Raw genomic sequence first — 19,717 nt, 5'->3', positions numbered from 1 at the left:
CGAGTCATAGTTCAGGCCCCAAACCGATGTAAAATTGCACGCCATGTGCTTCGTTATCACCAATAGGCTTCGCGATATCCAGTTTAATCGGGCCGACCGGGGAAGCCCAACGCACGCCAAAACCAGCGCCAGTTTTTAAATCACTTTTGCGAATATCATTTACCGCTTCACCGGTATCGACGAACACCGCCCCCCACCAGCGGCCAGTGACGTTATATTGGTATTCGAAAGAACCGGTCGCTAATTTAGAAGCACCCGTTAACTTACCTTCGCTGTCACGCGGCGAAATATCACGGAATTTATAGCCTCGAATACTGCGATCCCCACCGGCGAAGAAGCGCAGTGACGGCGGCACACGGTCAAAGTCATTGGTTTCAATCCAGCCTAAATTGCCGCGTACCACAAAGCGGTTCTTCTCACCCAAAGTGCGTATCCACACGTTTTGTGCCTGGAATATACCGAAATCAACATCAGAACCCCAGGTGGTATCGGACCAATCAATGGAATAGCGTTGGCTATCCCCCCAAACTGGCATAGCTCCACCACGCTGGCGGGTACGGTTGATACTCACCCCCGGATACAACAGCATCGTGGTGTCAGTCACACTGCCCTGAGTAAAGTGATCCAGACTCCAGCGCAGGTTGATCGCGCGCTGCCAACCGCTGGATAAATCCCAGAAACGAGCAACGTTGAGTGTCGTGGTATCTGATTTGGTGTCATTAAGATCAGTGCGTCTAAACCCACCCTGTAGCAGGTAATACTGCTCAAGTGGGTTTTTTAGCAGCGGAATGCGATAGCTGAAATCCAGTGTCTGCTCAGGAGCTGAGAGTGTGGTGCTCGTCGTCAGGCTGTGCCCGTAGGAGTTAACCCAAGGTTTACGCCAACTCGCCGTCAGGCGCGGGCCGACATCCGTGGCATAACCGCCCCCCAGCTCAACGGTATTCTCTGTTCGTGGGGTCACAACAGCATCAAGCGGCAATATTTTGGTTTTTTTCGCATCACGAAAATCGGGCGAAACCACCACGGAGTTAAACCAGTTGGTGGCGGACAGGCGGCGGTTCAACTCGGCCAACTCATCAGAGGTGTACAGCTCACCCTCATGAAATGGCACCAGATTTTGCAGATAGTCCTCACGGATTTGTGAGCCTTGGAAGATGACTTTACCAAAGCGGTAGCGCTCGCCGCTGTCGAAATCGATATCCCAGAATGCTTCGCGCAGTTCAGCAGCAACGCCCAACTGACTTTTGATCATATTGGCGTCGAAATAACCGCGGCGTAAAGCCAGGCCGGTCAGTGAACTTTTGAAATTATCAAAATCGCCATGATTGAGAATAGAGCCAATTTTAGGCGTATCCCGACGTACCAATGCCAGATAATCGGGATCGGTTTTCGCCCCACCTTGCAGCACGATATCCACACCAGCAATCAAAACCGGCTCTCCGGGAACCACTTTGGCGATTAACACCGAACGGGCGGGAGCTGGACGCTCTTGTAAATCAAAAGTGATGGTGGGATCGTAATAACCCAAAGCACGCAGCCCCTGACGGATGGCTTCATCCACCCTGGAACGAAATCGCCCATCAGCCGAGACTTCATCAGTGCCAATTGTCGATAAACGTGCCCTGACATTTCTTTCTAAATCCCCGCTAAGACCCTCAACCTGCAACCGCACATTGGCGGCATAGGCGACAGGTGTAGCGAGCAATACACATAAAAAACACAGAATAGGGTATCGTGGCACGCGTACTCCTAATAAATTCTACTTTCCTGTAAAAACGATCTTACGGGCCATTCAAAAAAGTGGACTCAAACACACTATCATCCCGCGTACAAAGACCGATTTAAGCTCATTACCCCTAAAACTCTACCTTAAGCCGCTACATTTAGGCGGAATGGGTCTTATTGTGTGCAAACTCGCAATCAGATACAACTGTCTATCACCATTCACTGTAAACATCTTGTTAGCAATTTACTGTAAACTTAGGATTCACTGTCAACATCGGAGTCTATTGTGGTGCAAAATTTTGATAAAACTGCCGTCATTGATGCGGCGAATGCTTTGCCGGGCCGACTGACACCGATGCCGGTCGCAACTCTCCATGTGGTGAATGGGCATTCCATGACACATGTCCCTGAAGGTATGGACGTTGCTATCTTCGCCATGGGCTGCTTCTGGGGTGTCGAGCGCCTGTTTTGGCAACAATCGGGCGTGTATAGCACCGCCGCGGGTTACAGTGGTGGATACACACCCAACCCAACCTACCATGAAGTGTGTAGTGGTCGCACCGCACACGCAGAAGTAGTTCGAGTTGTGTTTGATCCTGCCATCATTAGTTATCAGCAACTATTGCAGATTTTCTGGGAAAATCACGATCCCGCTCAGGGAATGCGTCAAGGTGGAGATGTCGGAACGCAATATCGTTCAGCTATTTACGTGTTGACCCCCGAGCAGGAAACACAAGCGCAAGAGAGTAAAACTCTGTTCCAACAGGCCATGACAAAAGCAGGTGACAACCGAGCTATCACCAGTGAGATTGCCGTTGCTCTACCGTTTTACTATGCCGAAGATGACCACCAGCAATATCTGTACAAAAACCCACATGGATATTGTGGCTTGGGCGGTATCGGCGTTTGTATGCCTCCTAATTTGTAAGGCTGGCGGCGCTCTCACCGCTGCTGCTATACTACTTCGGGCTGTTCATTTTCAGCCCGATAGCGACTTTCTGCCGTTATCTAGAAACTAATTGAATTAACCGAAATAACAGTATGGCCCTTCCTTACGATCGCCGGCGCTATCGTCGGTACGACACGGACAGATTATGTTAAACAGTATTTTACTGATTCTATTTTTAATCGCAGTGAGTGCCTTCTTCTCGTTATCCGAGATTTCCCTGGCAGCATCGCGCAAAATTAAGTTAAAACTTCTGGCAGATGAAGGCGATATCAACGCCTTACGAGTGCTTAAATTACAAGAAACTCCGGGGATTTTCTTCACCGTAGTACAGATTGGGCTGAATGCCGTCGCCATCCTCGGTGGTATTGTCGGTGACGCCGCGTTCTCGCCCTCTTTCAGGGTGATATTCGAACGCTTTATGTCGCCTGAGCTTGCCGATCAAGTCAGTTTCATTTGCTCATTTGTCCTGGTAACCAGCTTATTTATTCTGTTTGCAGATTTAACTCCGAAGCGCATCGGTATGATTTCACCTGAAGCAGTTGCTGTGCGGATCGTCAACCCGATGCGCTTCTGCCTGATGATTTGTCGTCCATTAGTTTGGTTCTTCAATGGGATGGCAAACCTGATCTTCCGCCTATTCAAGCTACCAATGGTTCGCAATGATGACATCACATCAGATGATATCTACGCTGTCGTGGAAGCGGGTGCATTAGCAGGGGTACTACGCAAGCAAGAACACGAGCTGATTGAAAACGTTTTTGAGCTGGAGTCCCGCACCGTCCCCTCTTCCATGACGTCACGCGAAAGTGTGATTTATTTTGATCTACGGGAAAGTGAAGACAGCATTAAAGAGAAAATTTCGACCCATCCGCATTCAAAATTCCTGGTCTGCGATGGTCATATTGATCAAGTGGTGGGTTATGTTGATTCCAAAGACTTGTTGAACCGGGTCTTGGGTAACCAGAGTCTGGTGCTAAGCAGTGGCGTACAAATACGCTCAGCGTTGATTGTGCCGGATACCCTGACCCTCTCTGAAGCGCTGGAAAGCTTTAAAACTGCCGGTGAAGACTTCGCGGTTATCCTCAACGAATATGCTTTGGTCGTTGGGATAATTACGCTGAATGACGTAATGACCACGCTGATGGGTGATTTAGTCGGTCAGGGGCAGGAAGAACAGATTGTCGCCCGTGATGAAAGCTCATGGCTGATTGAGGGCGGTACGCCAATTGAAGACGTCATGCGCGTGCTGCATATCGACGAATTCCCGCAATCGGGCAATTATGAAACTATCGGCGGCTTTATGATGTATATGCTGCGCAAAATTCCAAAGCGCACCGATTTCGTCAAATATGCCGGTTACAAGTTTGAAGTAGTGGACATCGATAGCTACAAAATCGATCAGCTACTGGTGACCAAACTCAGTGACCAGCCAGCACCGATATTGCCAAAAGCACCACATGAAAGCAGTGACGCATAACGGCTAATTTATGATGACTGAAACATTAGCGGCCCCGATTTAGGGGCCGCAATTAATTCGATCCGGGGGTGTCGCTAGATTTCAGTTTGCAAACGCATCACTTGCCGGTTAACTTCCGACATCACCTCGAAATGGCGTTTATCCCTAACTTTCGGGATTAAAATTTTGCCCTTATCAAACTCAAAAGCCCCCATATCCTTGATATACAACCGACCACGAAATAGCGTTTTGACATACATCGCGATTTTTGCCGGATTGTAACGTTGGAAGATCCTCATTGTTTTACTTTCCTCCCATAGCACTAATACGTACCCTCTGACGCCTTAGCGACCAAGATCACAGGTAGCGTAAGTTAATTGCAGAGTAATAGACCTAGAGTATGACGTTAAGTTCCCACAAAAATAGTCATTGATGCTGTATTTACATAATATTACAGTGTGATTAAGAGAAAATGAGAGTTTGTAACAGAATAACCATCTGGTAACTGTTGGAAATAATTATTTTAGACAAACAGGACAGACCTCTGATCTGCACCTATTATTGGGAAACTTGCCTGCTATCAGGGCTAAGTCATCATTCATAAGATCCACAAGGACATCCCATGATAAAAAATAGCCTGCTTATACTGTCACTGCTGTTAACCCCCTTGATGGCTAGCGCGCTCACCATTCAAGTTGGCCAGCGGGTTCCGCCAGTAGGTGTCAGCGATAAAGGTGAATTAAACTACGATAAGGCTACTGATCAGTTTAGCTATAAAAACTGGAATAGCTCGCAATTGCCCGGCAAAGTGCGAGTTGTCCAGCATATTGCTGGCCGCACATCAGCAAAAGAACTGAATGCGCCGTTGGTGGAAGCTATTAAACACGCCAATTTGCCACACGAACATTACCAAACGACGACAATCGTCAATACCGATGACGCCATCTTCGGCACCGCGGTATTTGTGCGTAATAGCATTGAAAGCAATAAGCGGGAATTTCCCTGGTCGCAATTTGTGGTCGACAGCAATGGGAATGCCAAACAGGCCTGGGGTTTAGCCGAGAAAGGATCCGCTATTGTGGTGCTGGATGAGCAAGGAAACGTTAAATTTGTCAAAGACGGTGCACTGACCGCAGAAGAAGTGCAGCAGGTCATCGACCAACTGCACCAGCTTGTGAAACAGTAAAACTAGAACAGAGACACCCTAAAGCCGGGGTTCAGGAAAGATTCACGTGGGATATAAGAAAGTGGTTTACCCTGCCAATCGTGAACTTGTGCCCCGGCAGCTATAGCGACAGCATGTCCAGCGGCGGTGTCCCACACATTGGTTGGCCCAAAGCGAGGATATAGTTGCGCTTTTCCTTCGGCGACCAGACAAAACTTGAGTGATGAACCAACAGCTACCGTCTGATGCTCGCCCAATTGCGCCAAATAATCTTCCAACTCAGCATCACTGTGGGAGCGACTGACGACCACCAGCGGCGGAACGGCATCACGCACCTCAATTTGCATGCGCCGGCCACACTCTTCTTTCCATGCATGGCCGTTTTCCGCGCTATACATCACTTCGCTCGCCGGAGCATAAACTACTCCCAATACCGGTACCCCTTGGTCAATCAGGGCGATATTGACGGTGAATTCACCATTGCGGCTCAAAAATTCTTTGGTGCCATCCAGCGGATCAACCAGCCAATAGCGCTGCCAGTGCTGGCGTACAGCCCAAGTCGGTGGATCCTCTTCAGATAACAGAGGAATCTCTGGGGTCAATGCCGCCAACCCGGTTTTGATAATTTGATGGGCTGCAAGATCCGCCGCTGTAACGGGGGAATCATCTTTTTTGTGGGCCACATCAAGGGGCTTCTCGCCCTGATAGACCGCCATAATCGCCACGCCTGCCTCGCGGGCCAACTGGCAAATTTGCTCTAACATCATCCACCCCTTGGTTTTATGAGTCATGTCGAATATTGATAGTGATTGTTCAATCAATAAGGGTTCCTGGAACTTGTCACTCACGCTATATTCATTTTAGAACGCAAAGCTAAAATAAAAATTAATCATCGCAACGCGTAATACCTGTTTGGCAGACTAATTATTTTCCTGCCAAATAGCCACCTTTGTCGGGTAACTCTCAATAAAATCAGGGAAATTAGCCTGCTGCAACTGTGAGCATCTCCGCGTTATCCAAAACTATTTTCTGCCAAACTTCACACTTTGCTATGGCGACCTATTAAATTTACATATTCTTTTGCGATACAGGTCGAATTGTTTTCTTAATGGAAAAACCACGATGGAGAAAGCCATGTTTAAGCGTCCGCTGACGTTATCCCTACTTGCCAGCCTGATTGCTCTCACAACCTCAACCGCGCAGGCCGCGACCGTTGATTTGCGAGTACTGGAAACCACCGACCTGCACAGCAATATGATGGATTTCGATTATTACAAAGACAAACCTACGGAGAAGTTCGGTCTGGTTCGTACGGCGAGCCTGATTGAAGCTGCTCGCCAACAAGCTACTAACAGTGTGTTGGTGGATAATGGCGACCTGATTCAGGGCAGCCCACTGGGTGACTATATGGCTGCCAAAGGGCTAAAAGCCGGTGAGATTCACCCTGTTTATAAGGCGATGAACACACTGGATTATGCTGTGGGTAACATCGGCAACCATGAATTTAATTATGGTCTGGATTATCTAAAAAAATCACTGGCGGGGGCTAAATTCCCCTATGTGAATGCTAACGTTATTGATGTCAAAACCGGTAAGCCACTGTTTCAGCCATATTTAATTGTTGATACCCCAGTAAAAGATCGCGACGGGAAAAGTCATAATCTGCGCATCGGCTACATTGGTTTTGTCCCCCCGCAAGTCATGATATGGGACAAAGCCAACCTTACCGGCAAAGTTACCGTCGATGACATCACCGCAACCGCTAAAAAGTGGGTACCGGAAATGCGTAAGCAAGGTGCCGACTTAGTGGTCGCCATTCCCCATTCCGGCCTTTCCAGTGACCCTTACAAAACTATGGCGGAAAACTCGGTTTACTACCTCAGTCAGGTGCCGGGAATTGATGCCATTATGTTTGGTCATGCCCACGCCGTTTTCCCAGGTAAAGACTTTGCCACTATCAAAGGTGCGGATATCGCACAGGGGACATTAAACGGCATTCCGGCAGTGATGCCAGGCCAGTGGGGTGACCATCTGGGAGTGGTTGATTTTGTGTTGAATAATGACCAAGGCCAATGGCAGGTAACTCAGGCCAAGGCCGAAGCCCGCCCTATCTTTGATAAAGCGACACAGAAATCGCTGGCCGCCGAAAATGCAAACCTGGTGAAAGTGTTAGCGGCCGATCACCAAGGCACTCGTGATTTTGTCAGCCAGCCGATCGGCAAAGCATCGGATAATATGTATAGCTATCTGTCGCTGATCCAAGACGATCCGACAGTACAAATTGTCAATAATGCCCAACGCGCCTATACCGAGCACTTTATTCAGGGCGATCCTGACTTGGCCGATTTACCGGTACTTTCTGCCGCAGCGCCATTTAAAGCTGGCGGCCGCAAAAATGACCCTGCCAGTTTTGTCGAAGTGGAAAAAGGCGAACTGACCTTCCGCAACGCCGCCGATCTCTATCTTTACCCGAACACATTGGTGGTAGTGAAAGCCAGTGGCGCGGATGTTAAGCAGTGGCTGGAGTGCTCCGCCGCACAATTTAATCAAATTGATGTGAACAGCAGTAAACCGCAATCACTAATTAACTGGGATGGTTTCCGTACTTATAATTTCGATGTTATCGATGGGGTTAACTATGAAATTGATGTCAGCCAGCCTGCTCGCTATGACGGCGAATGCGCGCTGATTAATGACAAAGCTGAGCGCATCAAAAACCTGACGTTTAATGGCAAACCTATTGATCCGAAAGCCACATTCCTGATTGCCACCAACAACTACCGCGCCTATAGCGGCAAATTTGCTGGTACCGGTGATAATCATATTGCATTCGCTTCTCCAGATGAAAACCGGGCAGTTCTGTCAGCTTATATCAGCGCGGAAACCAAAAAGCATGGGCAGGTGACCCCGCAAGCGGATAACAACTGGCGTCTGGCGACGCTGAATAGTCAGCAGCCACTGGATATTCGTTTTGAAACCTCACCAAGTGCCAAAGCAGCTGAATTTATTAAACAAAAAGCGCAATACCCAATGAAAGCAATGGGTACTGACGAGATTGGTTTCGAAGTCTACAAAATAGATTTACAGCAGAAATAGTCTCAGGCAAAGCGCTCAGATTGACGGTAACTCCTTCACTCACAGAGCTATCAGCAGTTTGTCATTAACTATTTGTCATTAACCAAAGGGCGACATCATGTCGCCCTTTGCTGTCACTGCACACGGAAATTACAGAATTTCCAACAGTTCCACTTCAAACATTAATGCGCTGAATGGTGGGATAGTCGCACCAGCACCACGCTCGCCGTAAGCCAGGTTATGCGGGATGTACAACTTCCACTTAGAGCCAACTGGCATCATGGACAGAGCTTCAATCCAGCCCGGAATAACACCGCTAACTGGGAACTCTGCGGGTTGGCCGCGTTCAACGGAGCTATCAAATACCGTGCCATTCACCAGGCTGCCAGTATAGTGTACCCGCACACGGTCTTGACGGGATGGGATCGGGCCATCACCCGCCTGTAATACAGAGAATTGCAGGCCAGATTCAGTGGTGGTGACATCATCGCGCTTGGCATTTTCTTCCAGGAATTTTTTCCCTTCTTTTACCAAATCCTGTTGACGCTCAACACGCACTTTATCAGCTTTTTCATGCACTTCCTGTAGCGCGCGATGTATCACATCAACAGGAACAGTAGGTGTATTCCCCTCTATTGCGTCACACAAACCTGCCAATAGTGCTTCTGGCCGTAAACCTTCCAGCCCGGACTCTTGCAATTGTTGCCCGATTTGTAAACCAATTCCGTAGCTTGCTTGCGCTTCAACGCTATCAAAAGAAGGGGTTGTCATGGATTTTCCTTTAGTCGCTAATCATGTCAAAGCCGCCAGCATAACAGCAGCAGGGGAGCGCGGTAAAATCTTGCTTCGCGAATGATGACTTTTGTCGTAGAAAAAGAAACAATAGCAGCAGGCTAACGGGGAATACCCCGTTTAGGTATCATAATATTCTGTCTTTTGGTATCAATCAGATAGCAGCTTAACCCAACTTCAAGCAAGAAGGGTTATACTTAGAAGCCTATGGGTAAAGTGCCATTTTATTATTTATGTAGTTTTACGTAGTTGAAGAGAGGTCACCATGGGCAGAATCGCGCCCAGGAGAAGGAAAAGCACTCGGGTTTATCAGCCACTGCTGCACACCTGGCTAAGTATCAGGCAAAGGATATTGCCGGATACTAAAAATGCTGATGATCACAATCTGATGTCTGAAGTCAGTGCGTCTGAACACATTTCTCCTGCCGAGGAGATCGCCTCTACTGAAAATAATGTGTCCCCTGAAACTGCCGCTACCGCCGCACAGGAAAAAGGGATTAAACGGCTACTACTGAAAATCTGGCACTTGCCGGACAGTTTTGAGTGGATGGAGCCATTACCTCTCTTTCACCGTCGCTGGGTCATTATCGCAACCACGGTATTGCTGCTGGCACTGTTGTGGCCGGTTTCCCGTGATAATACCAATAACGCATTCCCGGTGAGTGCACCGTCCACTGACGTGCCACTACAGGCCCAATTACAGGGCAATCTTGATGCTCCGCCACCTCCAACGGTGGCACCTCCAGTTGCACCTGAGGCGACGCCGCCGTTACAGGGAAATTGGCAGAGTTATCAAATTCAAGCAGGGAAAACGCTGGCACAGCTATTTCGCGATAATAATTTGCCGGTAAATGAAGTTTTTGCCATGGCGCAAGCCGAAGGTAATGATAAACCGCTCAGTAACCTTAAAGCCGGTCAGGAAGTCAAAATCATGCTGGATGCACAAGGCGTGGTTGCCGCTTTAGCTATTGAAACCACCAACAGTACGGAAGTGCTGTTTACCCGCCAAAGCGATGGCAGCTATCGTCGCATGCACTAATGGTAGCCATCATAACCACTTCTATCTAACGCCTTATTTTCTTTGATATTGTCATCTTACCTCCCCTCGAATTAAGTTGTTTTGGATGGTTTACGCCATCCACTAGCAGACGGCTATATTCAAAAATAGAGGGGATGATAATGAAATATAAATTACCTTTTGTGTTGTTACTAATGCCCTTTGGTGCATTCGCAACACAGCATTGCCCAGCCATTGATACTATCAAGCACAACAATGGAGTCTATACCGCAACCACTGCTGGTGTGGGTGAGTGGATCGGCGCCGTGCAAGGAGAGATTCCCCAGGACAGCGCGATTAAGAGTTTCAATGAAGCTATTTTGGTTCTCAATAGTGATGGCGGGGAAGATAATATTATTGATCAGGGGCGTTTCCAGAAATGTACCTATAACTTGCAAGCCGAAGGTAAGTTAATGGATATGTACTTCGATAACCAAACCTGGCGGGCATCTATCAGTGGAAAACCACATTGGCGGTATCAGCAAACTACTTTTCTTGAGATTTATAGCTGTTCGGGCGTGGCACCTGAACTGTGTGCATTTGATATTATGTTGCCAGCGGCACCCTAATGCCTTTTATCCCTTGACCAAAAAGCAAAACGCCAGCACAAGGCTGGCGTTTTAACAGGTTGACAGCAGCGTAACTTACGCTTCTGGAACCACAATCACGTTCAGTTTAGCGAATACGTCGCTGTGTACCTGGAAGTGAACTTCATGATCACCTGTGGTACGCAGAACGCCATTCGGCAGACGAACTTCGCTCTTGGCTACTTCAACGCCAGCTGCAGTAACTGCATCAGCGATGTCGCGAGTACCGATAGAGCCGAACAGTTTGCCTTCATCACCAGCTTTAGAAGCAATGGTGACGCTGACCAGTTCGTTAATTTTGGTTGCGCGAGCTTCAGCAGCAGCCAGAACGCCAGCCAATTTGGCTTCCAATTCTGCACGGCGTGCTTCAAAGAACTCTACGTTTTTCTTAGTTGCCGGAACAGCTTTACCTTGTGGAACCAGGAAGTTACGAGCGTAGCCCGCTTTAACGTTCACTTGGTCACCCAGGCTGCCCAGGTTTGCTACTTTATCAAGCAGAATAACTTGCATTACCTTATCCTCTCAAAGTCGTTAATGGACAGTGGCCGATTACTGATGACGATCAGTGTACGGCAACAAAGACAGGTAGCGTGCGCGCTTGATACAACGGGCGAGCTGACGCTGGTATTTTGCGCGAGTACCGGTAATACGGCTCGGGACAATTTTACCACTTTCAGTGATATAGTTTTTCAGCGTAGCGATATCTTTATAATCAATCTCTACAACGCCTTCCGCGGTAAAACGGCAGAACTTGCGACGACGGAAATAACGTGCCATTTGGCTAGTCTCCAGAATCTATAAATTCAATCTGCTCGGCATGCAGAACCAATTTGTTTAGCCCATTGCGGCCTTGATGGCAGCTAATGAAGCCTTCAACGGTTAACTGACTGCCGACCGTTATACTGTGAGTTAATGCTTGTGACTTTTGCCCGCTGACGATGATGGGCATTCTGCACCATGTTTGTCGGCTAAATCCGGCTTCCTGCTGTGTTGATCGGTGCTCAAGCACAAATTGACAATGCGGAATTCCAGAAGGACTTACTTTTCGAACCGGTGTCTTGCACACAGTGCCAGAGAGTACCAGACGATTAGTGGTCACCACGGCAATTACTCTTCAGAATCCCCAGCTTCAGAATCATCATTGGCTTCTGACGCGAAGTCGTGACGCTCACGGCGTTCGTCTTTCGCTTTAACCATTGGTGATGCTTCAGTTACCGCGTGCTTAACGCGCATAACCATGCTACGGATAACGGCGTCGTTGAAGCGGAAGTTTGTTTCCAGCTCATCGATCGCTTCCTGCGGCGCTTCAACGTTCAGCAGAACGTAGTGAGCTTTATGCAGTTTATTGATCGGGTAAGCCAGTTGACGGCGGCCCCAGTCTTCCAGACGGTGGATCGTACCAGCAGCATTAGTGATAGTTGCACTATAGCGCTCGATCATGCCCGGAACCTGTTCGCTTTGGTCAGGATGGACCATAAAAACGATTTCGTAATGACGCATCGATTATTGCTCCTTACGGATTATTCAGCCTCCTGATAGGGTCAACCGCGGCCCATGGAGGCAAGGAACGTATTTGTGTGCGGCTGAAAAATGACGCGTAACTATACTTGCGGGCGGTTTGAAACTCAAGGACTACCGGGGATTTATTCTTATTCTAACCATTACTCAACTAAAACCGCACTTTTTGTTCATTAAATAACCAATGGATGTAGATCCATTAGTCTACTAAATATTTCAATCAAATCATTAGCTCAACATAAATATCATTCACTTTTTTTGACAAAGTGAATCAATTGCCACGTATTTTTAAATGAACAAAAGCGACTAGAATTATTTACATCCACCGCAAAACAAGCGGCGCAGCTAACTGAAAGTTATTCAAAGTAAATAAATAAGATTTTGGAGTCACCTATGAAACATACACTTACCATCGCAGCCGCACTCGGCTTGGTATTATCAACCAGCACGTTTGCCGCCACAGAAATAACCGCTCAACAAGCTATGCAGCAACAGCGCGTCAGTATCGGTGCTCTGTCACTAGGTCACAATGTCATTTCTCCTGATGATGCCACTGCACAAATCAGTAAATTAGCTGATGAACGCGGTGCCACCTCTTATCAGATAATAGCGATGCATGAACCCGGCGATAACAGTTCGATGCACGTTAATGCCGTTCTCTATCGCTAAGACTCAATAGATAAATATAACACCAGAGAAACACCAATAAAAAAGAGAATGCTCATACCCATTCCCCCGCTTGTCGGGGTTTTTTTTATAGATATTGACTGAAAAAGAGTGTTCCTGCGCTCAACGCCGTTGGCGTAATCTTATGTCCAATCCCCGGCTCAGTAAGATAGGTGAGATGGCTATCACGTCTACTGACTCGCAATGCCTGAACCAAGCGCACACTCTCCGCCGCAGGTACCACATCATCCGCTTCGCCATGCCAAACCAATAAAGGCCGCTCGGCAATTTTTTCCAACTGGTGGGAAAGGTCGTAATCTGCCAGCGGTGCCAGACGACGTTCAAACTCAGCCGGGCTAAGCTCCCGCCCAGCGTCCAAAGGGGGAAACAGCGAATGCGCCAGCGAAGTAAAGTAGCCTGACCCCATAAAATCAGCAGCAACACTGATCCATGGGTAGCGAGCAAACGCACCTAACGCAGTCATCCCGCCCATTGATGCGCCCGCAACCCCCATTCGATCACCGTCAATCAATCCGGCCTGTTGATAATGCTGCTGAAGTCCGGGTAGCTCATCAATATTCGATTTGAGGATTTCCCAAAAGTGGGACAGTCGCTGAGTTTCATTGCCCGTAAAACGCGCACCATGCATATCGGCATCTGGCGCTATGGTGCGAAAACCGGCTTGGGCGAAAGCATAGGCGAAATAGGAATAGACTTCTTTTGACGAGGTGTAGCCATGGTAAAAGAAAATGGTCGGCAGCGGCTGCTGACGCTGACCCGCTGGGGCCGCATGGATGACTTCAATCCCATTAATGTTTTCCAGCGCCATCTCAATCATGGTGAGAATCCTTTGTTTATCAGGCAGCGAACAGGCTTATAACAGAGAGATGCAGTGTGCCAAAATGAAGATATAAAGTCTTAAATCAATTTCTTCCAAGATATTCCCTCATACTTGGGGTTGCAGCGTTACACTTGAGAAATAATGGGTTTAGCAGTGATGTCGTCGCTGATAAAGAGGCAAAAATGAATATAAAACGCGCAATGGTGTTCTTTTTGATCACACTGGGACTCTCAGCTTGCAGTGCTTTTCAGGTAACTCCGGTTCCGCCACCTGTGGCTCAGCCCTATGCCCAGGAAATCACCCGTGCACAGAGCCTTAATTTACAGAAAGTGGGCACCGTTTCAGCTCAAGTATTCGGCAGCCCAATGGATATCGAAGCTGAAATTAAACGCAGGGCCGATGCCAGTGGCGCGCCCTACTATTTGATTATCATGATGTCTGACAGTATTTATCCAGGTATTTGGTATGCCAACGCGCTGTTGTATAAATAACTAGCTGTATAAATGATTAGTTGTATAAATGATTTCGAGCTTATTTCATGCCGCTACCGCGACTGAGTAGCAGCGCGCAAACAGCTTCAGGTACCATGTACTGATCCCGATGATCGAGCGTCATACGGCACCAGGCATCGGCCAATGGCGGCGAGGCAAACCGCAGCAATTGAGAGGCACAACACAAGTCAAACAGTTGCTGCGTTATCGCCCGCCCTTGCTCTTCCTTGGGATTTTTCAGCCGCTGCTGCAATTGTCGCCATGCCCGGTCAAACAACCGATTTTGCCCTCGCACCGGATAAAACTCTTGCTGAAGCATTTCTATCGCGGAGGGGAGTTTGCGGAAGGTGCGCAGCACATCAAGGCACATAATATTGCCGGAGCCTTCCCAAATGCTGTTGACCGGCATTTCACGGTAAATCCGTGGCAGCTCACTTTGTTCGCAATAGCCAATCCCACCGAGGACTTCCATCGCCTCGGCGACAAACCCGCTGCCCAGCCCACAGACACGATATTTTGCCGCTGGCGTCAGCAGCCGACTGAACACCTGCTCATGAACCTCGCCGGTTTTTTCCCATGCACTGGCCAACCGCATCAATAACGCGGTATGGCCTTCTAAACGCAATGCCATACGGCTTAACACTTGCCGCATCAAAGGCTGGTCAACGAGTGCTTTACCAAAGGCTTGTCGCTGCCAGGCATGGTACAGCGCGACGGAGAAGGCTCTTCTCATCAGGCCATGACTGCCGAGCGCACAATCAAAACGAGTATACCCGCCCATTTTCAGGATTTGGCGAATGCCGTCACCTTCATCGCCCAATAACCACGCGGTCGCATTATCAAATTCAACTTCACTGCTGGCATTGGAACGATTACCGAGCTTCTCTTTCAAGCGCTCTAAGCGAATGGCGTTATAGCTGCCGTCTGGCAATATTTTAGGTAGGAAAAAACAAGATAGCCCCCCTTCGGCTTGGGCCAACACCAGATGCGCGTCACTTTGTGGTACCGAGAAAAACCATTTGTGCCCGACCAGACGATAAGCCTCACCATTGCCGCGAGCCTCCAGTGGCTCTGCCCTGGTGGAGTTACTTAACACATCGGAGCCGCCCTGTTTTTCAGTCATGCCCATGCCAATCAATAAACCACGTTTCTGGCTACCGACGACTTGATGCGAGTCAAAGCGGTCTGAGAGCAGTGTCGGTATCCAGCTTTGGAATAACGGCGGAAGTGTTTTTTGCAGCAGCGGAATGGCACCAAACGTCATGGTTATTGGACATAATGTCCCCGCTTCTACCTGAGCATGCAGGATGAAACGCGCCGCTCTGGCGACAAAAGAGCCTATCCGCGCATCTTCCTGCCAGGGCAAATTATGCACCCGATGATTAACCAACTCTTGCATTAACACATACCAGGCAGGATGAAAACGCACCTGATCTAATCGTTGCCCGGCGGCATCATAGCGCAATAACTCTGGTGGATTGGCGTTTGCCAGCCGCCCTAATTCCAGTGACTCCTGGGAGCCAAGTTGAAGTCCAATCCGAGCAAGATCCTCTCCATCCCAGCCAGCATGTTCCCGCATCACTGCTTCCCGCAAGGCCATATCAGACAGATATAAATTACTGTTAGATAACGGTTCTGGCTGGTTAAAAACCAAATGAGTCTGCCACTCCATACCTTCCTCCATTTCGGTACTTATTGCGAAATCGGCATTCATAAATCAGGGTTAAGTATGGTGCAGGCGGGGTTTTTTGCTGACAGACTCATCACAAACAGCGATTAATCCACTCTATATCGCTGATAGTGATGCGAAATTCTCTGTGTGAAAAATAAAAAACAAAAAGCCAACATCCGGAAATGTTGGCTTCAGACTGCTGACAAACTCCAACGACGCGATCTTGCAAGGTGAGGACAGGGAGAAGAGTAAAGCGTCCGCGCCAGGGAAGGCGCGGCTCGAGCCCCCAGGGAAGGGTTTACGGCGTCTTTACGATCTGCCTGTTTTCACCGATACGGGCACTTTGTCATTAACTTCAATATTAAATTTTTAGCGCTCGCTGACGTACCGCTTCAAACAAACACACACCGGTCGCAACCGACACATTGAGTGAAGAAACACTCCCGGCCATCGGAATGCTGATCAGTTCATCACAGTGTTCGCGGGTCAAACGGCGCATACCTTCGCCCTCAGCTCCCATCACTAATGCCATCGGGCCGGTCATTTTGCTTTGATACAATGTATGGTCTGCTTCACCGGCAGTCCCGACAATCCAGACATTGTGTTCTTGTAACACTCGCAATGTACGCGCCAGATTAGTGACTTTAATCAATGGCACGTTTTCAGCAGCACCACTGGCGACTTTCTTGGCGATGGCATTCAGCTGCGCCGAGCGATCCCGTGGCACGATAACCGCATGGACGCCCGCAGCATCTGCACTGCGCAAACACGCGCCCAGATTATGGGGATCAGTAACGCCATCGAGCACCAACAGGAAGGGGGTTTCTACACTTTCCAGCAATGCTGGCAAGTCATTTTCCTGATACTGACGCCCTTCACGGACTCGCGCCACGATACCCTGATGGACACCACCTTCAACCTGTGAATCCAGCCACTGGCGGCTGGCAACCTGAATCACCAAACCGGCAGCTTCCAGTTCGGCAATCAAGGGCTGTAGGCGACGATCGTCACGACCTTTCAGAATAAAAACTTCCAGAAAACGTTGTGGATCATTGTCTAACAAGGCTTTAACGGAGTGAATGCCGTAAATAATTTCGCTCATGATGCTCTTTTATAAATAATTAAATATAAATGAATGCGGGCGACCAGGGCCGCCCGACAATCAACAGGCCATTATTGGTCACTGCTGGTTTTTTTCTTCGCGCGCTTAGCCTTGGTGGCAGCAGCAATTTTCTTGGTCTTGGCGGATGCTCTTTTCGCTTTAGCTTTGGCCTTTTTCTCGGCCAACACTTTGTCATCTAACTTAGCGGCGGCATCTGCCGGACGGAAAGCACTATCTGGCTCAAAGTTTGCCGGTTTTTTAGCGCGACGAGGGCGTTTCTGCCCGCTTCCTGCTGGCGCGCTATCACGCCGTGATGAACTCGATGAACTACCACGACCACCACGGCCAGTGGAGGTATCGCGCATCGTGCGCTGACCATCGGCTTTCTTGGCTTTATCACGCGCCGTTTTGCCTTCACCACGCGGTTTACGGGTACTGGAAACCAGAGCAAAATCAATTTTGCGCTCATCCATGTGTACCGCCTCAACCCGGATTTCCACGGTATCACCCAACCGGTAAACCTGACCTGAGGATTCACCGATCAAACGCTGACCAATGTTATCGTAACGGTAGTAGTCATTATCCAAACTGGAGACATGTACCAAACCATCAATAAACAAGTCATCCAGACGGACGAAGAAACCAAAGCCAGTGACGCTGGCAATAATCCCGGTGAAGACTTTCCCCACCTGATCCTGCATAAAATCACACTTCAGCCAGTCTGCGACATTACGAGTCGCTTCATCAGCACGGCGTTCAGTCATTGAGCAATGTTCGCCCAATTGCAGCATATCTTCGTACTCACTGTGCCAGCCGCCGGTTGGTGTCCAGCGCTCTTTCACATTACCGTGCTCTTTGGCAAGCTGGTACTTAATAGCCCGGTGCATGGCCAAATCGGGGTAACGGCGAATAGGTGAGGTAAAATGACCATAAGACGCCAACGCCAAACCAAAGTGACCACGGTTTTCCGGATCGTAAATCGCCTGTTTCATCGAACGCAGCAACATGGTTTGCAGCATTTCATGATCCGGACGATCCGCAACTTCATCCATCAGCACCGCATAATCTTTTGGCTGTGGTTTCAAACCACCACCCAGTGTCAGACCCAGCTCACTGAGCACACTACGCAGCGCTGAAATATGATCATCACTTGGGCGGTCATGCACGCGGAATAGCGCCGGTTCGTTATGTTTTTCCACAAACCGCGCGGCGGCGATATTCGCCAGAATCATGCACTCTTCAATCAACTTATGCGCATCATTACGCACTGTCGACTCAATACGCTCGATACGCCGTTCAGCGTTAAAGATAAACTTGGCTTCTTCGGTTTCGAATGCAATACCACCACGCTCAGCACGAGCCTGATCCAGCGCCTTGTACATGGTATGCAGTTCTAACAGATGCGGCACCAGCGGCTTATATTGCTCGCGCAGTGATTCTTCACCATCAATGATTCGCCATACTTTGGTGTAGGTCAGACGCGCGTGGGAGCTCATCACCGCTTCGTAGAACTTATACGACGACAGTTTACCCTGTGCGGAGATAGTCATCTCACACACCATACACAGGCGATCTACCTGTGGATTCAGGGAGCAAAGGCCATTTGACAGCACTTCCGGCAGCATCGGGACAACTTGTGACGGGAAGTAAACCGAGTTACCACGACTGCGAGCTTCATCATCCAGTGCAGTGCGCGGGCGCACATAATAACTGACATCCGCAATCGCCACCCACAAACGCCAGCCACCACCGCGTTTTTTCTCGCAGTAAACAGCATCATCGAAGTCGCGGGCATCTTCACCATCAATAGTCACTAAGGGCAGATTGCGTAAATCCACTCGCCCTTTTTTCGCTTCTTCCGGCACTTGCTCTTTCAGGTCAGCAACTTGTTTTTCAACTTGTGGCGGCCAGGTATGCGGGATCTCATGAGTGCGCAGCGCGATATCTACCGCCATGCTGGTACCCATGTTCTCACCGAGCACTTCAACAATCTTACCCACCGCTTTAGTACGACGGGTCGGACGCTGGGTCAACTCGACCACCACCATATACCCCATACGCGCGCCATTGATGGCATCAGGTGGGATCAGAATATCAAAACTCAAGCGGCCATCATCCGGCACCACAAAACCCGTACCCGCATCAGTAAAATAGCGCCCGACAATCTGGCTGGTTTTCGGTACTAACACGCGCACGATACGCGCTTCACGCCGACCTTTGCGGTCAGCGCCAACAGGTTGGGCCAATACCACATCGCCATGAATCGCGGTTTTCATTTGCTCGGCTGAGAGGTACAGGTCGTCTTTACTGCCTTCGACCCGTAAGAAACCAAAGCCATCACGATGACCAATAACAGTCCCGCGCAATAAGTCCAGGCGCTCCGGCAAGGCGTAGCACTGACGACGGGTAAAGACCAATTGCCCATCGCGCTCCATGGCGCGCAGACGGCGACGCAGCGCTTCTAGTTGTTCTTCACCTGATAAATTAAGTTCATTTGCCAACTCTTCACGGCTGGCTGGTGTTTCGCGCTTCGCGAGATGAGCCAAAATGAATTCCCGGCTAGGGATGGGTGACTCATATTTTTCTGCTTCTCGTTCCAAGAATGGATCTTGTGACATTGC

General features: G+C 49.0%; 20 protein-coding genes. 8 read left to right on the top strand and 12 right to left on the bottom strand.

All coding sequences use genetic code 11. From position 1 onward, the window contains the following. Window positions 1-4: 4 nt before the first annotated feature. A complete protein-coding gene (gene tamA, locus HU019_RS13800) occupies window positions 5-1,741 on the bottom strand; it encodes an autotransporter assembly complex protein TamA (RefSeq protein ID WP_174849106.1) in 1,737 nt (578 codons plus the stop codon). Between the two features lie 273 nt (window positions 1,742-2,014). Here tamA and msrA point away from each other — a divergent pair, with 273 nt between their 5' ends. Both msrA and paeA read left to right on the top strand, forming a co-directional pair. Continuing rightward, window positions 2,015-2,653, top strand: a complete 639-nt coding sequence (msrA, locus tag HU019_RS13795) for a peptide-methionine (S)-S-oxide reductase MsrA (protein ID WP_174849134.1) — start codon at window positions 2,015-2,017, stop codon at window positions 2,651-2,653. A 166-nt stretch (window positions 2,654-2,819) separates the two neighbouring features. Continuing rightward, window positions 2,820-4,151, top strand: coding sequence for a polyamine export protein PaeA (paeA, locus tag HU019_RS13790; RefSeq protein WP_174849105.1), 1,332 nt, complete (start codon window positions 2,820-2,822; stop codon window positions 4,149-4,151). 74 nt (window positions 4,152-4,225) lie between these two features. On the opposite strand, the gene HU019_RS13785 is transcribed toward paeA, so the two are convergent. Then, the gene (locus HU019_RS13785) at window positions 4,226-4,429 is read right to left on the bottom strand and encodes a DUF1107 domain-containing protein (RefSeq protein ID WP_011815437.1); all 204 of its coding nucleotides are present in this window, start codon (window positions 4,427-4,429) and stop codon (window positions 4,226-4,228) included. 323 nt (window positions 4,430-4,752) lie between these two features. Here HU019_RS13785 and HU019_RS13780 point away from each other — a divergent pair, with 323 nt between their 5' ends. Beyond that, a complete protein-coding gene (locus HU019_RS13780) occupies window positions 4,753-5,316 on the top strand; it encodes a YtfJ family protein (protein ID WP_174849104.1) in 564 nt (187 codons plus the stop codon). Window positions 5,317-5,318: 2 nt separating this feature from the next. On the opposite strand, the gene cysQ is transcribed toward HU019_RS13780, so the two are convergent. Then, window positions 5,319-6,059, bottom strand: a complete 741-nt coding sequence (gene cysQ / locus HU019_RS13775; RefSeq protein WP_174849133.1) for a 3'(2'),5'-bisphosphate nucleotidase CysQ — start codon at window positions 6,057-6,059, stop codon at window positions 5,319-5,321. 358 nt (window positions 6,060-6,417) lie between these two features. Between cysQ and HU019_RS13770 the strand changes: the two genes are divergently transcribed. Then, complete coding sequence (locus HU019_RS13770; protein WP_174849103.1) at window positions 6,418-8,391, top strand: bifunctional 2',3'-cyclic-nucleotide 2'-phosphodiesterase/3'-nucleotidase; 1,974 nt, start codon at window positions 6,418-6,420, stop codon at window positions 8,389-8,391. 129 nt (window positions 8,392-8,520) lie between these two features. Here HU019_RS13770 and HU019_RS13765 read toward each other — a convergent pair whose 3' ends face one another. After that, window positions 8,521-9,141, bottom strand: a complete 621-nt coding sequence (locus tag HU019_RS13765) for a peptidylprolyl isomerase (protein WP_174849102.1) — start codon at window positions 9,139-9,141, stop codon at window positions 8,521-8,523. Between the two features lie 286 nt (window positions 9,142-9,427). Here HU019_RS13765 and HU019_RS13760 point away from each other — a divergent pair, with 286 nt between their 5' ends. Next, window positions 9,428-10,201, top strand: coding sequence for a LysM-like peptidoglycan-binding domain-containing protein (locus tag HU019_RS13760; protein WP_174849101.1), 774 nt, complete (start codon window positions 9,428-9,430; stop codon window positions 10,199-10,201). Between the two features lie 140 nt (window positions 10,202-10,341). Continuing rightward, window positions 10,342-10,788, top strand: coding sequence for a DUF3757 domain-containing protein (locus HU019_RS13755; protein WP_174849100.1), 447 nt, complete (start codon window positions 10,342-10,344; stop codon window positions 10,786-10,788). Between the two features lie 75 nt (window positions 10,789-10,863). On the opposite strand, the gene rplI is transcribed toward HU019_RS13755, so the two are convergent. Genes rplI through rpsF form a run of 4 tightly spaced genes read right to left on the bottom strand, consistent with a single transcriptional unit; the run spans window position 10,864 to window position 12,306 of the window. Next, window positions 10,864-11,316, bottom strand: a complete 453-nt coding sequence (gene rplI, locus HU019_RS13750) for a 50S ribosomal protein L9 (protein WP_005175476.1) — start codon at window positions 11,314-11,316, stop codon at window positions 10,864-10,866. Window positions 11,317-11,355: 39 nt separating this feature from the next. Continuing rightward, window positions 11,356-11,583, bottom strand: coding sequence for a 30S ribosomal protein S18 (gene rpsR / locus HU019_RS13745; protein ID WP_002210155.1), 228 nt, complete (start codon window positions 11,581-11,583; stop codon window positions 11,356-11,358). A gap of 4 nt (window positions 11,584-11,587) precedes the next feature. Beyond that, a complete protein-coding gene (gene priB / locus HU019_RS13740) occupies window positions 11,588-11,908 on the bottom strand; it encodes a primosomal replication protein N (protein ID WP_020282467.1) in 321 nt (106 codons plus the stop codon). A 5-nt stretch (window positions 11,909-11,913) separates the two neighbouring features. Continuing rightward, window positions 11,914-12,306 (bottom strand): 30S ribosomal protein S6, encoded by a 393-nt coding sequence (gene rpsF, locus HU019_RS13735; RefSeq protein WP_002210153.1) that lies wholly within the window; start codon window positions 12,304-12,306, stop codon window positions 11,914-11,916. 411 nt (window positions 12,307-12,717) lie between these two features. On the opposite strand from rpsF, the gene HU019_RS13730 reads away from it, so the two are divergent. After that, on the top strand, window positions 12,718-12,993 hold the full coding sequence (locus HU019_RS13730) for a YdgH/BhsA/McbA family protein (RefSeq protein ID WP_005156389.1): 276 nt from the start codon (window positions 12,718-12,720) through the stop codon (window positions 12,991-12,993). A gap of 85 nt (window positions 12,994-13,078) precedes the next feature. On the opposite strand, the gene yjfP is transcribed toward HU019_RS13730, so the two are convergent. Beyond that, window positions 13,079-13,828 carry an esterase gene (gene yjfP, locus HU019_RS13725; RefSeq protein WP_174849099.1) on the bottom strand — a complete coding sequence of 250 codons (750 nt, stop codon included), beginning with the start codon at window positions 13,826-13,828 and terminating at the stop codon, window positions 13,079-13,081. Between the two features lie 185 nt (window positions 13,829-14,013). Here yjfP and bsmA point away from each other — a divergent pair, with 185 nt between their 5' ends. Next, the gene (gene bsmA / locus HU019_RS13720; protein ID WP_174849098.1) at window positions 14,014-14,322 is read left to right on the top strand and encodes a biofilm peroxide resistance protein BsmA; all 309 of its coding nucleotides are present in this window, start codon (window positions 14,014-14,016) and stop codon (window positions 14,320-14,322) included. A gap of 40 nt (window positions 14,323-14,362) precedes the next feature. Here the strand turns inward: bsmA and HU019_RS13715 are convergent, their stop codons facing one another. From HU019_RS13715 to rnr, 3 genes are all read right to left on the bottom strand, one after another. Then, window positions 14,363-16,006: an isovaleryl-CoA dehydrogenase gene (locus HU019_RS13715; protein WP_174849132.1), complete on the bottom strand. Its 1,644-nt coding sequence runs from the start codon at window positions 16,004-16,006 to the stop codon at window positions 14,363-14,365. Between the two features lie 349 nt (window positions 16,007-16,355). Then, window positions 16,356-17,096 carry a 23S rRNA (guanosine(2251)-2'-O)-methyltransferase RlmB gene (gene rlmB / locus HU019_RS13710; protein WP_004392482.1) on the bottom strand — a complete coding sequence of 247 codons (741 nt, stop codon included), beginning with the start codon at window positions 17,094-17,096 and terminating at the stop codon, window positions 16,356-16,358. Window positions 17,097-17,167: 71 nt separating this feature from the next. Further along, window positions 17,168-19,714, bottom strand: a complete 2,547-nt coding sequence (gene rnr, locus HU019_RS13705) for a ribonuclease R (protein ID WP_174849097.1) — start codon at window positions 19,712-19,714, stop codon at window positions 17,168-17,170. Between the last annotated feature and the right edge of the window lie 3 nt (window positions 19,715-19,717).

It is taken from the genome of Yersinia artesiana (assembly GCF_902726545.1).
Lineage (GTDB): Bacteria > Pseudomonadota > Gammaproteobacteria > Enterobacterales > Enterobacteriaceae > Yersinia > Yersinia artesiana.
This window is presented reverse-complemented; position numbering and strand designations above follow the sequence as displayed.

Coding starts and splice junctions, on each gene's coding strand:
- bsmA (WP_174849098.1), top strand. CDS start 14,014: ATGAATATAAAACGCGCAATGGTGTTCTTTTTGATCACACTGGGACTC.
- HU019_RS13770 (WP_174849103.1), top strand. CDS start 6,418: ATGGAGAAAGCCATGTTTAAGCGTCCGCTGACGTTATCCCTACTTGCC.
- rpsR (WP_002210155.1), bottom strand. CDS start 11,583: ATGGCACGTTATTTCCGTCGTCGCAAGTTCTGCCGTTTTACCGCGGAA.
- HU019_RS13785 (WP_011815437.1), bottom strand. CDS start 4,429: ATGAGGATCTTCCAACGTTACAATCCGGCAAAAATCGCGATGTATGTC.
- paeA (WP_174849105.1), top strand. CDS start 2,820: ATGTTAAACAGTATTTTACTGATTCTATTTTTAATCGCAGTGAGTGCC.
- rpsF (WP_002210153.1), bottom strand. CDS start 12,306: ATGCGTCATTACGAAATCGTTTTTATGGTCCATCCTGACCAAAGCGAA.
- cysQ (WP_174849133.1), bottom strand. CDS start 6,059: ATGTTAGAGCAAATTTGCCAGTTGGCCCGCGAGGCAGGCGTGGCGATT.
- HU019_RS13730 (WP_005156389.1), top strand. CDS start 12,718: ATGAAACATACACTTACCATCGCAGCCGCACTCGGCTTGGTATTATCA.
- HU019_RS13780 (WP_174849104.1), top strand. CDS start 4,753: ATGATAAAAAATAGCCTGCTTATACTGTCACTGCTGTTAACCCCCTTG.
- HU019_RS13715 (WP_174849132.1), bottom strand. CDS start 16,006: ATGGAGGAAGGTATGGAGTGGCAGACTCATTTGGTTTTTAACCAGCCA.
- rlmB (WP_004392482.1), bottom strand. CDS start 17,096: ATGAGCGAAATTATTTACGGCATTCACTCCGTTAAAGCCTTGTTAGAC.
- yjfP (WP_174849099.1), bottom strand. CDS start 13,828: ATGATTGAGATGGCGCTGGAAAACATTAATGGGATTGAAGTCATCCAT.
- HU019_RS13755 (WP_174849100.1), top strand. CDS start 10,342: ATGAAATATAAATTACCTTTTGTGTTGTTACTAATGCCCTTTGGTGCA.
- HU019_RS13760 (WP_174849101.1), top strand. CDS start 9,428: ATGGGCAGAATCGCGCCCAGGAGAAGGAAAAGCACTCGGGTTTATCAG.
- rnr (WP_174849097.1), bottom strand. CDS start 19,714: ATGTCACAAGATCCATTCTTGGAACGAGAAGCAGAAAAATATGAGTCA.
- HU019_RS13765 (WP_174849102.1), bottom strand. CDS start 9,141: ATGACAACCCCTTCTTTTGATAGCGTTGAAGCGCAAGCAAGCTACGGA.
- rplI (WP_005175476.1), bottom strand. CDS start 11,316: ATGCAAGTTATTCTGCTTGATAAAGTAGCAAACCTGGGCAGCCTGGGT.